13 protein-coding genes are annotated in these 13919 nt (G+C 58.6%); 8 read left to right on the top strand and 5 right to left on the bottom strand.

The features are described from left to right. Nucleotides 1-485: Gfo/Idh/MocA family protein (locus ACI94_RS02050; RefSeq protein WP_286681035.1), on the bottom strand; the 485-nt coding region annotated here is incomplete at its 3' end. Nucleotides 486-636: 151 nt separating this feature from the next. Between ACI94_RS02050 and ACI94_RS02055 the strand changes: the two genes are divergently transcribed. Both ACI94_RS02055 and ACI94_RS02060 read left to right on the top strand, forming a co-directional pair. Continuing rightward, nucleotides 637-2115, top strand: a complete 1479-nt coding sequence (locus ACI94_RS02055; protein ID WP_286681036.1) for a flippase — start codon at nucleotides 637-639, stop codon at nucleotides 2113-2115. A 121-nt stretch (nucleotides 2116-2236) separates the two neighbouring features. After that, nucleotides 2237-2674, top strand: coding sequence for a GNAT family N-acetyltransferase (locus ACI94_RS02060; RefSeq protein WP_066958391.1), 438 nt, complete (start codon nucleotides 2237-2239; stop codon nucleotides 2672-2674). A 74-nt stretch (nucleotides 2675-2748) separates the two neighbouring features. On the opposite strand, the gene ACI94_RS02065 is transcribed toward ACI94_RS02060, so the two are convergent. Continuing rightward, nucleotides 2749-3201, bottom strand: coding sequence for a DUF5814 domain-containing protein (locus ACI94_RS02065; protein WP_066958203.1), 453 nt, complete (start codon nucleotides 3199-3201; stop codon nucleotides 2749-2751). Continuing rightward, nucleotides 3198-3824, bottom strand: coding sequence for a DUF2150 family protein (locus ACI94_RS02070; RefSeq protein ID WP_066958202.1), 627 nt, complete (start codon nucleotides 3822-3824; stop codon nucleotides 3198-3200). Before ACI94_RS02070 ends, ACI94_RS02065 begins: the two co-directional genes overlap by 4 nt. Before the next feature lie 114 nt (nucleotides 3825-3938). On the opposite strand from ACI94_RS02070, the gene ACI94_RS02075 reads away from it, so the two are divergent. Both ACI94_RS02075 and thiI read left to right on the top strand, forming a co-directional pair. Beyond that, nucleotides 3939-4199: a hypothetical protein gene (locus ACI94_RS02075; protein ID WP_066958200.1), complete on the top strand. Its 261-nt coding sequence runs from the start codon at nucleotides 3939-3941 to the stop codon at nucleotides 4197-4199. Further along, nucleotides 4187-5365, top strand: a complete 1179-nt coding sequence (gene thiI, locus ACI94_RS02080) for a tRNA uracil 4-sulfurtransferase ThiI (protein WP_066958199.1) — start codon at nucleotides 4187-4189, stop codon at nucleotides 5363-5365. Before ACI94_RS02075 ends, thiI begins: the two co-directional genes overlap by 13 nt. A gap of 52 nt (nucleotides 5366-5417) precedes the next feature. On the opposite strand, the gene pscS is transcribed toward thiI, so the two are convergent. Both pscS and ACI94_RS02090 read right to left on the bottom strand, forming a co-directional pair. Continuing rightward, entirely contained in the window at nucleotides 5418-6596 is a 1179-nt protein-coding gene (gene pscS / locus ACI94_RS02085; RefSeq protein WP_066958197.1) for an O-phospho-L-seryl-tRNA:Cys-tRNA synthase, read from the bottom strand. Next, entirely contained in the window at nucleotides 6593-6775 is a 183-nt protein-coding gene (locus tag ACI94_RS02090) for a hypothetical protein (RefSeq protein ID WP_066958196.1), read from the bottom strand. The genes pscS and ACI94_RS02090 overlap by 4 nt, the downstream gene beginning before the upstream one ends. A 130-nt stretch (nucleotides 6776-6905) precedes the next feature. Between ACI94_RS02090 and ACI94_RS02095 the strand changes: the two genes are divergently transcribed. The 4 genes from ACI94_RS02095 to ACI94_RS02110 are packed head-to-tail and all read left to right on the top strand — an operon-like array spanning nucleotide 6906 to nucleotide 13839. Continuing rightward, nucleotides 6906-8066: an exonuclease SbcCD subunit D gene (locus tag ACI94_RS02095; protein WP_273258753.1), complete on the top strand. Its 1161-nt coding sequence runs from the start codon at nucleotides 6906-6908 to the stop codon at nucleotides 8064-8066. After that, on the top strand, nucleotides 8053-11226 hold the full coding sequence (locus tag ACI94_RS02100; RefSeq protein ID WP_286681037.1) for an SMC family ATPase: 3174 nt from the start codon (nucleotides 8053-8055) through the stop codon (nucleotides 11224-11226). Before ACI94_RS02095 ends, ACI94_RS02100 begins: the two co-directional genes overlap by 14 nt. Further along, nucleotides 11226-12263 carry a DNA double-strand break repair nuclease NurA gene (locus ACI94_RS02105; RefSeq protein ID WP_066958876.1) on the top strand — a complete coding sequence of 346 codons (1038 nt, stop codon included), beginning with the start codon at nucleotides 11226-11228 and terminating at the stop codon, nucleotides 12261-12263. The genes ACI94_RS02100 and ACI94_RS02105 overlap by 1 nt, the downstream gene beginning before the upstream one ends. Next, complete coding sequence (locus tag ACI94_RS02110) at nucleotides 12241-13839, top strand: ATP-binding protein (RefSeq protein WP_066958875.1); 1599 nt, start codon at nucleotides 12241-12243, stop codon at nucleotides 13837-13839. Before ACI94_RS02105 ends, ACI94_RS02110 begins: the two co-directional genes overlap by 23 nt. Nucleotides 13840-13919 lie beyond the last annotated feature (80 nt).

The following is a 13919-nucleotide window of genomic DNA, read 5'->3' on the forward strand; positions in this document are numbered from 1 at the left end:
AGGAGGACGTTTCGCACAATATCCACGTCATGGATCATCAGGTCTTCAACGACCGAGGAACTGTTCACCCGTGCCGATGCCGGGTTATGCCGTTTTATCTCGATGTAGAGGGGGTTCCGGACAATCTTTTTGATCTCGGGGAGGATAGGGTTGAACCGTTCGATGTGGCCGATCCCGGTTACGAGGCCGTCCGGGATCATCTGGATAAGCCGCCTGCTCTCGTCAGCAGTTGCGCAGATGGGTTTTTCGATGAGGAGGGATACCCCGGCATCGAGGACTTGCTCTGCAATCTCGAAGTGGTAAGAGGTCGGAACACAGACACTCACTGCATCCACGCCTCCGAGCAGGTCTTCAATGCTTGAAGAGACTGTTGCCCCGAAGGCTTCGGCAAGGTCGCGGGCCGCCTCCCGGTTAAGGTCGTACAGGTAGAGTGAGTCCACCGCCTTCAACTCTGAATAAACACGGGCATGATTCCTGCCCATCATTCCGACACCGATCACCCCTACATCCAAGATCTCACCGCCAGTAGTTTTTGCTGCACTCGCCTGGATCGAAAAGACTCATCCTGCCAGACCGCTGATGGCCCCCTTGCATGAGTTCAAAACTCATAAATTTTTTGACGGCGAAACCAATGCTGTGTTCCGACCCAGGGGGTATCTTGCCCGTGTCATGCGTATTGACCCGATCCAGCGTCAGAGCCTCATCAGCCTCGCCTCAACCCTGGGCCTCACCGCCGTCGGGTTTCTCTCCACGATGCTCTTTGCCCACACTGTCGGTCCCGCGATACTGGGTGCGTACTTCCTCTTTGTTGCCTACTTCAGCATCTTCAACCTGATCGGGGACGGAGGGTTCGGGGGTGCCGCGGTAAAGCGGATCAGCGAGGGCGAGGATCAGAATGCATATTTTACCGCGTTTCTCGTCCTCCGCGTGATGCTGGTGGTCGTCTCGGTGTGCCTCCTCCTCATCGCACAGCCATACCTTGTCGACATCACTTCATCAGGGGTCTTTCCCTGGCTGGTCTTTGCGCTGGTCGCGAGCGTCTTCACGAGCATCACCATTAACGGGGTCTACGGCAGCGGGAAGGTCGGTGTCAACCAGATCGGCCACCTGATCGATAACCTGGTCCGTGTCGTCGTCCAGGTCGTTGCGGTCGTCCTCGGCTACGGTGTTGCGGGGCTCGCCGGGGGGTTCGTTGCCGGGCTCCTCGCGGCGGGGCTCGTCAACTACCGGTTCCTCGATCTCAAGCTCGCACCGTTTGGCCGCTCGCACATCGTGAGCCTCTTTGCCTTTTCATTCTGGGGTTTTCTCAGTTCAAGCGGTTCCCTTGTCTTCTCGTACGCCGATACCATCATGATCGGTTATTTCCTGACCGATACCGAGGTCGGTATTTACCGCGTGGCGCTCCAGCTCACACTGGCTGCAACGTTCGTCACCACAGCGCTCCATACCACGCTCTACCCGAAGATCAGTTACTGGGGGAAACAGAACGATCTTGTTTCGGTGGAGCGTGCACTTGCCCGTGCCTTCACCTACTCGCTCCTCCTCGCGGTCCCGGTCGTTCTCGGCGGCTGGATCCTCGGGGAGCGTCTCCTCTACTTCTTCTATGGGGAGGCATTCTCCACCGGGGCGGGAGCTCTTGCGATACTCCTGCTCGTCCAGGTTGTTCATGTCTTTATGTTTCTCCAGACGACGTGCTTGAACGCCCTCGACCGGCCGAGGGACTCGTTCCGGGTGACGGCAGTTGCAGTTGCTGCGAATATTGGGCTCAACCTCTATCTCATCCCGGCATACGGCATCGTCGGGGCATCGGCGGCAACACTCGTCACCATGGTTCTCAATGCAGCGCTCGCCTACTATGCCCTATCCCGGAGTATTCGGGTAACGATAGAGCCCCGCAGCGTGGGTAACATCGTCCTTGCTGCACTCATTATGGCGGTCGTTCTTGCGGCCTATTCACTCGTCGTCCCGCTCTCAAACGTCTTTGTCGTTCTTGGGGCGGTTGCGCTCGGCGGGCTGGTCTACTGCCTGGTCCTCCTCAGACTTGATGGTGGTATCCACGACGAACTCAAAGACCTGGCCGGAAAACTGGGTCTCCCGTGGCCCGGCTCACTCTAAACCCGGGAGAACCACGGTCCACGGGCTGCGCTTGCTATCATCCTAACACCCCCCGGAAACCTCTCTCAGTTTAATTGAAGTAAGATGGTGCAGCAGGTTGTGCTCATATGAGAGGATGATGATGAGGAAGAATATCCGTGAACTGGAACGTGATGAGTTTTTGCTTGCAGAGAGGGTCTGGATGCACTACCGCGGCCAGAAGTCCGATCCGACACGGGAGAGGATCTTTGGCGTCTTCGTCGATGGAACCCTTGCGGCGACGGCTCGCTGCACACGCCATCCGGAGGGGCTTGAGATGGACTGCGTCTTCACCCTGGACGAGTACCGTGGAAGCGGATATGCAAGGGAAGCTGTCCAGAGACTTCTCGAAGAATGCGGCTCCGAGACGATCTACATCCACTCAACACTTCCATTGATTGGGTTTTACGAAAGACTCGGGTTTGAACTCATCCCGGAGGCGAGGCTGCCGAAGAGTATCCGGGAGCGGTTCCTCTTCTGCTTTGGGGAGATGGCGGGCTGCAACGTGGCTCCCATGATGCGCAAGCCCGGGGGCGGGTAGTCGCCAGGAGCCATACTTATGCGGCTGCCCTGAATGGGGCGAAGAGTGGAGCCCGGGACATCCAGGGTCTTGCCTTAGTGTTCGATCTTCCTGATATGCTCGATGGCGTTCTCCGCCAGTTTCTCCCGCCCCTGCAACTCGGCGACGTCGCGTATCGCCTCAAGCATATGGACAGAGTCTTCGAGGAAACTCAGGATATCGGCGGGGTAGAGGTCAATCCCGTACTCGTCGAGAAGGTGGGCACTGATCTGGCGGTGATCAAGCCCCATCTCACGAAACTCGATGATCGCAAGGGTGAACTTCCGCTCAGGGCATCCGCAGTAGGGTGCGTTTTTGCATTCACAGTCCATGAAGTCGCGGAAAAAAGCGAGGAGCTGCTCCCGCATCCGGCGATCGAGGTTATCGAAGTTGATTGCCCTCCCGAGCGCCTCAAGAAATGCGCCTGAGAAGACATGATCCGGGAGCCGGAATCCGGCTGCCCGTTCAAGTCTCCTTGCCGCCCGAAATCGGGCCTTATCTGCAATCACGAGACTTCTCCAGGCTCCTCGTCAAACTTCGCGAGTGACTTCATGGCGTTGCCCATGGTCTCGATCTCGATTAGCCACTCGTCAAAGAGGCTTGGATTCTCCACGTTGTCCTTGATATATTTTCCGCAGCAGGTGGCACCATCGATCACGGCCGCCCCGATATTCGCTGCAACCTCAAGCGCCTCATCGAGGTTCTCCTCGTCGATGCTCCGCCCCTTCTTCACAAGCGTCTTGATATCTTTATCAAACTCACCCTCGAGGTACTTCCGGCAGGCAGTAAAGAGCACCAGCAGCGAGAGCTGGAGCGATCCGATGATCTCCTCGAGGTCTCCTTCGGGGAGACCGGTCATAACAATCAGCTCCACATCGTTGAGCTTCTCAATGGTCTCCTCCTTCGTGAATCGGCCGTTCTGGTAGAGACGGATGATCTTTAAGACCGAGAGGGTGATATCCTCAGTGAAACTGTAGAGTATCTGTTCCCCTTCGGAGACCTCTTCGCCCTCTGCGGGCTCGAAACTTGCCTCTTCCAGCGTCTTAATCCAGTTGTCCCAGCGCTCCTGATTGTAAAAAATATAGAAGAGTTTCATGGGTTCTGCCTGTTTGGCACTCGCCTTCTTTGCCATATCAGTACACATTCGGAGTGCCTCTGTTAAATACCATTTGCTCACGATGCAGAAGGCTTAAATTGCCGCGATTCGCGAAGATTCATGTAGGTCGAGCGAGCATAAAAAGAGGAGATGCGAGATAGACTGGGGCTGGCTTCGCTCATGAAATCCTTTGAGCCTATTGCGGCCGCCCAAGGACTCCTTGCGCGGGAGATTCCGGGGACCATACGGGTCCGGTCCACCGGCGATCATCGAGCTCCTAGTGAGGTCGACCTGGCGCATCATGCAGAGTTGGAGCGGTTGCTCGATGCGGTGAAAAAACCGGGTTTTGAGGATGTTATGGCTGCTCCGGAGGGCTATCGGGAAGGAGGCGCAGATTCGTGGAAGCGGTGATGATTCGGTACAGCGAGATCTTCCTCAAGAGCGAGCCGGTGAAACGCCGGTTCATATCGATCATGATCGAGAACATCCGGCTCGCACTGGAGGCCGAAGGGCTCTCTTACCGCATCGAGGCTCCCCGGGGGAGAGTTCTGATCTACGGAGACGAACCCCGGCAGATTGCCGGGGTGGCGGCAAGGACGTTTGGTGTGGCAAGCGTGAGCGTCTGCACGGTGACCACGCCCGATATCGAGGGGATCTCGGCTGCAGCCGTTGAGCACGCCAAGCGGCGTCTCCACCCGGGAATGTCGTTTGCCGTCCGGGCACGCCGCTCGGGGGTCGAGGGATTCAACAGTCAGGAACTCGCGGCCGAGGTTGGCTCAGCCATCCTTGACCGGATCTCTGATGCAAGGGTTAACCTGACGGCGCCCGACTACGAGGTCTTTGTTGAGGCCCGGGAGTTTGGCGGCCTTGTTTACGATGAGAAGATCGATGGGCCGGGCGGTCTCCCGTATGGGACACAGGGGGAGGTGCTGTGTCTTCTCTCGGCAGGGATCGACTCGCCCGTCGCGTCGTGGTTGATGATGCGCCGGGGCTGCCGGATGGTTCACGTCAACATGCGGGGCGGTCGATTCGGAGGAGCCGATCTGGAGCGGAACGTCCTCGCAAATCATGCCCGGCTCTCCACCTGGATCCCGGGGCACCCGCTTGATCTCCTTGTCGTGGATATGGAGCCGTTCTTTGAGGTGATCACGGGCTTGAAAGAGCCGCGCTACCGGTGCATCCTCTGCAAGCGGTTCATGCTCCGGGTTGCCGGCATCCTTGCGAGGGAGCGCGGCGCTTACGCGCTTGTCAACGGTGACAACCTGGGGCAGGTGGCCTCCCAGACGCTTGCAAATATGACCGTGATCGCTTCGGCGACGTCCATTCCGGTGCTTCGCCCGCTGATTGGGTTTGACAAGGAGGAGATCATCGAGCGCGCCCGCGCCATCGGGACGTTCGAACCCCATCCCGGGAGTGTCGAGTGCGCGGTTGCTCCCCGCTACCCTTCGACAGCGGCACCCGCGGAGACGATTGCACGGATTGAGGAAGAGATAGGCGTTGCTGCCCTCGCGGAGCAGGCTACCGGGGCGGTGCAGCGCTACCGCGCAAAGAACGGAGTGATTGAGTTGGTTGAGTGAGGGGTTCTGCCCCCGCTCACACTGTGCCGCTAAAAAAGAGTTGACGAGTCTTTCAGATAATATTCAACCCATTCTCCCGCGCAACCTCAATAAATGCCTCTCCGACATACCGGATCTGCTTCTCGGTCAGCCCGAAGGTGTTGAACTTCCAGACCCGGGTGGACCCGGGGATGACACCGGTGATCCCCCGCTTCTTTAATGCGCTCGAGAGGAAGAAACCACGTTTCTTGTGCTGCTGCGCGACCTTATCGAAGGACTCGCTGGTATCGATCCGGGTCAGGGTGTGCTGCCGCGGGTAATCTGAGAGCACCTTCGTCCCCTCGATGGAGAGGAGGGCGTCAACGACTGCCTGTGAGTGGGTTACCTCGGTCTCCCAGTGTTTCACCCGCTCCTTTACGTGAGGGAACGAGGCCATCATGCCGACGACGGTGACCCCCATCAGGGTGCAGCCCATCATCTCTATCTCCTTCATGCCGAACGACCTGCCCGTTACATCTCCCTTCGCCTGTGTCATCCGGAATACCCGCTCCGCGTGCTCGTTCGTCGTCGCAAGGAGGCCGGATGGTGCTGGGGCCGCCATGCTCTTGTGGCCCGACCCTACCAGAAAGTCGGCTCCGAGTGCCTTGCCGTCGATAGGCATGATCCCTACGGTGTAGGCCCCGTTGACGAGGACCGGGATGTCGTACTGGTGGGCGACCTTGATGATGCCCGCGACGTCATGAATGTTCCCGAACTGGTAGTCGACATGATCGACAAAGAGCAGCGGTGGCGTCTTCGAGAACTCACGGATCACCGCCTCAATCTTTTCCGCCGCAGCATCGGCGGTGATGTGATTATTTTTATCCTTTGGAATCTCCCGCGGGATCCCTCCAGCCGCCTCGATTGCCATAAACTCCGTATAGTGAGCGAGCGACGTCAGGATGACCGGATCGCCTTTCTCAACATATGTATTTGCCACCGCCTGGAACCCGCGGCGCGCTCCCGGCACCACCCGCACAGTGTCCATATTCAGCCACGCAGCAAGGTCCTTGTGGAACTGCGCGATCGGGGGGTTCTGAATATAATCAAGCCTGGGGGGATTCCGGCAGTTGTCACAGACTGAGTAGCCGTCGCCGAATGATATCGCCGCTTTCATGGCGTCCGCGGTGAGTCGCCCGCCTGCCTGAATCGGGTCAATGTTGATATACATCTCCTCGATGTCGCGTGACTCGATATCTACTGCGCATTTCACTGGATCAACTCCTCTTCAATGATTGCGATCTGCCGCTTCATCTTCTCTAACGTGGCTGCGGCGCGCGCTCTCTGTGCCTCGTCAAGGTCATGCTTGGGAGCTGTCTCCCGGAGCAGAAACCGGAGGTCGGAGAGGAGGAAGAGCGCCTGAAAAACTGCATCTACGGCTCTTTTCGACACGAGATCACCATACAAATATTGGTGAGGATATATTAGTTTACACGTATTTTTGACACCGACCCGGTGCCAAACACTTTCACAGCACAGAGATCAGGCATTTATACGCAAGAGACACGGAGACTAATTGGGCATGAAGATCGTTCATGTAGCAGACACACATCTCGGATTGTCGGCATTTAACCGGGTAGACCCCAAAACCGGGATGAACCTGCGCGAACAACTCATCTATGACAACTTCCTCGCCGCCATCGATCGAATCATCGACTTGCATCCCGATGCGCTCGTCCATGCCGGCGACCTCTTCCACCAGGTCAAGCCGAAAACCCGCGCCTACACAACGGCCCTCGATGCCCTTGGCCGTCTTAGAGATGCCGGGATACCGGTGCTCATGGTCGCGGGTAACCACAGCATGGCCAAGACCCGATATACGGCATCGCCGTTTGAGGTGCTCGAACGGGCAGGCTACCGCGCAAACGATCTCTACATCGCTCACCATAACCGCTATCGGCGGGTTGAACTCGATGACGTTGTCTTTCATCTGATCCCGAATATGCTTCTCCCTGAGGGGTACCGGGCAGCGTTTGAGGAGATAGAGTTCTCCTCCGGCACAGACGTGCTCGTCACTCATGGTCTTGCAAGCGTTCTCTCGGATCGAAGGCTCCGCACCGTTGCCGAACACGAACTGGATGCGACGATCCTCTCCGACCGGTTCGACTACATCGCGCTCGGCCACTTCCACGATCAGGTACAGGTCACCGATAATGCCTGGTACAGCGGGTCGCTTGAATACTGTAATTACGGTGAGATATCGGATACCAAGGGTGGCCTCGTCGTGGATCTGGCCTCGGGGGAGGTCCGGCATGTCGACCTCCCGCACACCCCCATGATCAACCTCGGCCGTATCAACTGCGACGGTCTCTCTGCCCGGGAGGTCGTGGATGGAATCCTTGACGCAGTTGATAGAGCCGGGAAGGGGATCTACCAGGCGATCTGCCAGATCACGCTTGATGGGATCCGGCGCGAGACACTCCGCGCACTTGACCAGAAGGCCCTCGCGGAGGTCAGGAGCCGGGTGCTCGACCTCAAACTGCAGGCCCTCACCATCGACGATCCATCCCGGATACTTTACGAAGACTCGCTTGTCGGCCTTGACTACGTCGCCGAGTTCAAGCACTTCGTGGAGATGGAGCACCTCGCCCCCGGCGATGAAGAGTTCGTGAAGAAGACCGGGACAGATGTCCTCAGAACGGTCATCGCGCGCCACAAAGAGGGGGAGAATGCTGCTGAATAAACTCCGGATGCGGAACTTCAAGCGGTTCCGCGACCAGGAGATCACCTTCCATGACGGCATCACGGGTATCATCGGGAACAACGGGACCGGCAAGAGCAGCATCGTGAGTGCTATTCTCTTTGCTCTCTACGGGCTTCAGGGGACGGGGCTAGATGGGAACTACATCGTCAGTTCCTTTGCGGGCCCGCAGGATGTCTGCGAGGTCCGCCTGGACTTCCTGGTCGGTGGCAACGAGTATGCCGTCGTTCGCAGGTTCAAGCGGCGCCCCTCCTCGACCCTCCACGAGGCGTACCTCTTCCTGAACCAGAAACTGCTTGCAAGCAGCGTCCAAAAAGTTGGAGAAGAAGTGCACCGGATCGTCGGCATGGGGCCGGGTGACTTCCGAAACACCATCTACGCCGGACAGAAGGAACTCCTCACCCTGCTCGAGAGCCGGGCCGGATCCCGGAAGGATTGGTTCATGCAGGTGCTGGGCATCGATTACCTCAAGAAAGACAGCATGGAGGAGTTAAAACAGATCATCGATGCCCGGGAAGGAACTCTTTTGGAGTTCACGGGAAGACTCCAGGAACTCGATGCCGCCTCGATTCGCGACCGACTTGAGGAACTTCGCGCCGAACTTGCCCGGGCGGAGGACGAACTGAAGCGGATCAGTGCCGGCGAGCAGAGCGCTGCAGAGATGCTTGAGCGCGCCCGTAAAGAGCGCGATCGGCTTCTCTCCGTGCGCGACCGCTACCTGCACCTCGCGCGGGAGAGGGAGGTGCTTGAGGCAGAGATCGCGCGGCTCCGCACCGAGTGCCAGGAGGGAGAGGCAGAGATCGCACAGCGGCAGCGGTTGCAGGACGAACTTAGAGATCTCGATCTCCTTGCCGGGCGTTACGAATCCTTAAAGGCAGAGCTCGCCCAAATGGCCGAGAATAGGGCAACCGTGGACCGCCTGAGGCACGAGGTGGAGACCGTTGAGGAGCAGATCCGGGAGTATACTGAACGCTTCGCAAAGATTGAAGCCGAACTCGCCGTACTGAAAAAAGATGAGGACGCGGTTGCTGGGCTTTCCGGTGATATTGCAGCGCTGCAGTCGCTTCATAATCGTATCTCGGCGATGAAGGCTCTCCAACCCGAATACGACAGTCTTCGTGAGGAACTTGCTCGCCTCGATGAGCGGTTTGCCCAGATAGAGCAGCGGGTCCTGGAGAACCGAAAGGAGATAGAGCGGATTGAAGGGAAGGTCCAGCATCTCCGTGCGCTGGAGGCCGAGGTCCGTGACCTCGATGCTCTCCGGGCCCGTGAAGAGATCTTTCTCTCGGCGGCGGAGTATGCCCGGCAGAGAGAGTGGTGCCTGCAGGAAGCTTGCGCCGCCTCCGAAGAGATGAATCAACTCGAGACCGAGATCGCCGGAGTTTCCCGGCAACTCGCCGGGATGGGTGCGATTGAGGAGCAGATTGAGTCTGCAGAGAGCAAAAAAGAGTACCTGACTTCACGGATCAGCGTGTGCGCCGAACGCCAGGAGACGATCCGCGAGGAGATCCGGCGGCTGGCGGAGCACCGGACCGAGATCATCACCGCAGGCCCGGAAGGGTCCTGCCCCATGTGCCACCAGAGCCTCGGCGAGCATTATGAGGAACTGGTCGACGATCTTGCAGCCGCCAGTGAATTAAAACAGAAGACGCTTGCCGATCTCGAGCACGAGTATGCGAGGGCAGTCGCCGAGCGCGAGGCCCTCATCGCAGGCTTACAGAACCTTTACCAGCAACGTACGGCATACCAGCGCTTAAAGGAACAGCATGCGCTTTATTCCTCCCGATACGAGCAGACCGCAGCCGTCCTGCAACGGCGCAAGACCGAGGCTGAAAAGTACAGTGCCGCAATACGGGCGCTTGGTATGGATGAATACGATCCCGAGGCGCATAATGCCCTCAAAGAGCGGATCCGGGACCTGACCGGGAAGCGGGCGGAGGCTGATACGCTCCGGGGCGAGTGCAGCCGCCTTCCCGCCCTCCAGAAGGAGCGGCAGCAGCTCATCGCCGATGTCGAGGATTACCTGGCCCGTAAAGAGGAGGCCGAGGCGAAGATCGCACGGCTCGGGTTCGACCCAGGGGTCCTGCAAGACCTGGAAGCGCAGGCGCAGGCGCTTGAGGCGTCTTACCGTGCGTATGCGCAGATGCAGGCCCGACTTCTGCAAAAACCAGCGCTTGAGGAGGAGCACGCTGTCGTTCTTGCAAAGATTGACGGGCTTTGTAAGAAGCGGGAGAGTGCGATGGACGAACTTGCCCGCCTCTCTTTTGACCCGGAACGGTTTGCCGCACTTGGCGAAGAATGCAACCGTGCCGAAGCAGCATTCCAGAGAGCGTTTGAACTCCGTGTGCGCCTCGAAGGACTCTCGCGGCTCTCCCAGGCGCTGGATGCGAAGCGAAGCCTCCTTGAGAGCCGTGAGGCTGAACTGCTCCAGATCGAGACGGATATCGCTGACCTGGGCTTTGACGAGAGTGCGGTCGCGGCAGCAGAGGGGACTATCGCTGACTGCGAGAGAAACCTTGCTACGGCGCGGGAGCAGAAGTACGCAGCGACTGCCCGAATCGGCAGCCTGAAGACTGATATCGAGGGTGAGACCGAGAGACTCTCCCGTGCCGAGGATCTCGCCCGGCGGCACGAGATGCTCGCCGAGGAGATCGGGCGCCTCAAACTGACCCGCTCGCTCATTAGGGACTATACAGACTACCTCCTCCAGGTGGTCCGGGACCGGATCGAGGAGGAGGCGGGAAGGGTCCTTGCCGAGATCACCGACGGGCGGTATGGCACCGTGCTGCTGGACGACGACTTCACTGTTCTTGTCAATGATATGGGAGATGACTACCCGGCCGAGCGATTCAGCGGCGGTGAGCAGGACGACATTGCCATTGCCCTCCGGATTGCCCTCTCCCGGTTCATCGCCGAGGTGAACCAGGTGCATGACTCCACGTTCCTGATATTTGATGAGATCTTTGGGAGCCAGGATGAAGAGCGGCGAAGCAACCTCTTGCGAGCGCTCAGGACGCAAGAGGTACATTTCCCCCAGATCCTCCTCATATCCCATATCTCCGAGGTACAGGATGAATTCTCGACGACGCTCGTGGTCGAGATGGGTGCGGATCAGGCAAGCAGAGTCCGGGAGATTGAGTGATGGACCCGAGCACTCACTACCGGGATGCAATCTGGCGGATTGCCGGAAGGATCCGCGACTCCGTCCCGGAGGACCTTTCCAGGCAGTTCTCAGTTAAGGGCGGGTTTGATGCGGCATCCTATCTGCATTGCCTGCCTGAGTTTGACGGGGCTGTCTGCGCGGTGGACGGGAGCGATGCCGTCGTCCTCGATGCCGGCAGTTTTGCTATCGCCGCAGTCCGGGCATCGGTCAGCGTGTACTCCGGCGAGACATGCCTCTGCCGTCGGACGACGCCTCTCCATATCGTCACGGTCAACCCCGGGGTGGGAAATGAGGACTTTGATGCACTTTTTTACGACTGTTTCCGCTGTTCCCCGAAGGTGCACCTCGATCATGACGATCCCGTCCGGAACACTGCGGTCATACGGGATACCCTTGAGTACTGGACTGCGATGGAGATGGCCGAGGAACTCAAGGCCGGAGATCTCATCGTCCTTGACGGCACGCTTCAGGTCCGTCATGCAAGCCATGATGAGATCGTCGAGAAACTCCTGAACCTCTGCAACCTCAGGGGCGTGCTCATCGCCGCGGTGACGAAACGGACATCCCTCACCTGGGGCGGGGGATACCCGATCCTCCCGGCGGCGGAAGAACTTGCACGTGATCTCGGGGTCCCCGCGCCCTGGTACCTCTGCGTCTCCGCTGTCGAGGGCCTGATCGATCGCCTGGAGACGCGTGCCTGGAAGCAGAGAGGCGAGCAGTACGTCGCGCGGCTGCACCGCCGGGCAGAACGGGCGTTCAAGGTGGAGATCCCCAAGTACTATAGCCCTGAAATGGTCGACCGGGTCTTCTCCGCGCTCTCCTTCTTTGCCGATGACGGGAGAGTGCCGGGCTACCCCTATCCGCTTCTCGATGCGCACCTCACCACCAAGATCGGGAAGGATGCGGTCGATCAGATCCGCCAGGATATCATGCAGGGGATGGACCGGCTCGGCATGAATCTTGCCGATTACATCAGCATCTTTGGTGACTATCATGATGAGTTTGATCGATATTGACGGCGACGACGCCTCGAAATACCGCCTGATCGGGGACCGTGTGCTCAGTTACCGGTTTGCGGTCCCCCATGACGCAGAACTCTATTTAGGGGATATCTTAAAGATCGTCGATGACGTCAAAGGGCTGACGTTCTTTGCCAAGGTGAGCGACCTTCTCCACGATTGCAACTTCTCTGACCCGAAATGGGATACCCGCCCTCACACAGAGCACTTTTACGCGATAGGGGAGAACGTCTTCATCCTTGTCGAGGCGATGCCGCTCGGTTACGTCGGGAAGGATGGCACCTTCCGAAAGCCGCGGACGATTCCTGCGAAGTTCTCCCGCGTCGAACTGCCGGAAGCCCGCGACTTTGCGTTCCTGCGGCAGGTGATGGGCGAGATCGAGGTCGGCGTGATGAAGACCGGCCAGGATGTACTTCGGGACGTGAGGGTGGCACTCCACTCGGCGGCGATGCGCCAGCATATGGGAGTCTTTGCCACAACGGGCATGGGTAAGAGCAACTTCATGAAGGTCTTCTGTGCCTCCTGCATGCGGGCCCGGAAGTTCGGGCTCCTCATTGTCGATCCCCACGGTGAGTATGTGGCTGGAGGCCGGTCATCGACTGGAGAGAGCACTCAAGGGCTCCTGCACTATCAGGCCGGCCGGGACGGCCTTGCGGTCTTCTCCACCCGCCCGGAGGGATTCCGGAAGAAGTACGGGTTAAACCGACTCTACCTGGACTATGGCGACTTCCGGATGCCCGACCTTCTCCTGCTCTACGAGCACTCGCAGCCGCAGCGTGAGGTCGTGGAGATGCTTGAGAGTGTCCCGGGCTCCGATGTGATCGATTTCTTCCAGCATACCGACTTTGCAACCTTCGATGCCGACACCTACACCGGTCCGCATCCCCGGATTGCCCGGGACGTGAGGAATTTCTCGCCGAGCACGCTCTCGGTGATGCAGCGGCGTATCGTGGGCATGCTCAACCGGAACCGCGATTTCCTCCGGAAACAGGGCTCCTCGATCCCGGATATCGTGAAAGCGCTCCACGAGAACAGGGTCGTCCTGATCGATATTCCTGGAATGAGCGAGCAGAGCGAACTGTTCGTCCTCTCAATCATAACCCGCAGGATCATGCGTATTCATCAGGGCGAGGACACGAAAGATACGGAGGAGCCAAGACAGGTGCTGATCACCATCGAGGAGGCCCAGCGGGTGCTGGGCTCGGGATCCGGAAGCACCCGGACGTTCCGGGAAGTCGCGATGGAGGGGCGAAAGTTCGGTGTTGGGCTCTGTGTGGTCACCCAGCAGCCAAAGAATATCGATGCACGAGTTCTTGCGCAGTTGAACACCTTCGTGGTGATGGGACTTTCAGACCGCGGTGATCGCGAGATGATCGCAAGCAGCGCAAAACAGGACCTCTCGCGCCTCGATACCGAGATTCAGACGCTTGAACGAGGAGAGGCGGTCATCAGCACCATCGGGATCCCGTTCCCGGTAAGCACCCGGATCCATCTCTTTGAAGATTATATTCAGGATCTCAATAATAGGCCCGAGGCAAAGCCGATCGACGATGGGCTGGATATGACGTTTTAGGTGCAACGCGAAGGTGAATGGGGCTGGAAACTGCAGTGTTTCCGCCGTCCCTTCACTGGATTGCATGATGCTTCTTGGGG

Origin of the sequence: Methanoculleus sp. DTU007 (assembly GCF_001512385.1) — an archaeon.
Lineage (GTDB): Archaea > Halobacteriota > Methanomicrobia > Methanomicrobiales > Methanoculleaceae > Methanoculleus > Methanoculleus thermophilus.

Coding starts and splice junctions, on each gene's coding strand:
- ACI94_RS02060 (WP_066958391.1), top strand. CDS start 2,237: ATGAGGAAGAATATCCGTGAACTGGAACGTGATGAGTTTTTGCTTGCA.
- ACI94_RS02070 (WP_066958202.1), bottom strand. CDS start 3,824: ATGGCAAAGAAGGCGAGTGCCAAACAGGCAGAACCCATGAAACTCTTC.
- ACI94_RS02075 (WP_066958200.1), top strand. CDS start 3,939: ATGCGAGATAGACTGGGGCTGGCTTCGCTCATGAAATCCTTTGAGCCT.
- ACI94_RS02095 (WP_273258753.1), top strand. CDS start 6,906: ATGAAGATCGTTCATGTAGCAGACACACATCTCGGATTGTCGGCATTT.
- ACI94_RS02100 (WP_286681037.1), top strand. CDS start 8,053: ATGCTGCTGAATAAACTCCGGATGCGGAACTTCAAGCGGTTCCGCGAC.
- ACI94_RS02105 (WP_066958876.1), top strand. CDS start 11,226: ATGGACCCGAGCACTCACTACCGGGATGCAATCTGGCGGATTGCCGGA.
- ACI94_RS02110 (WP_066958875.1), top strand. CDS start 12,241: ATGATGAGTTTGATCGATATTGACGGCGACGACGCCTCGAAATACCGC.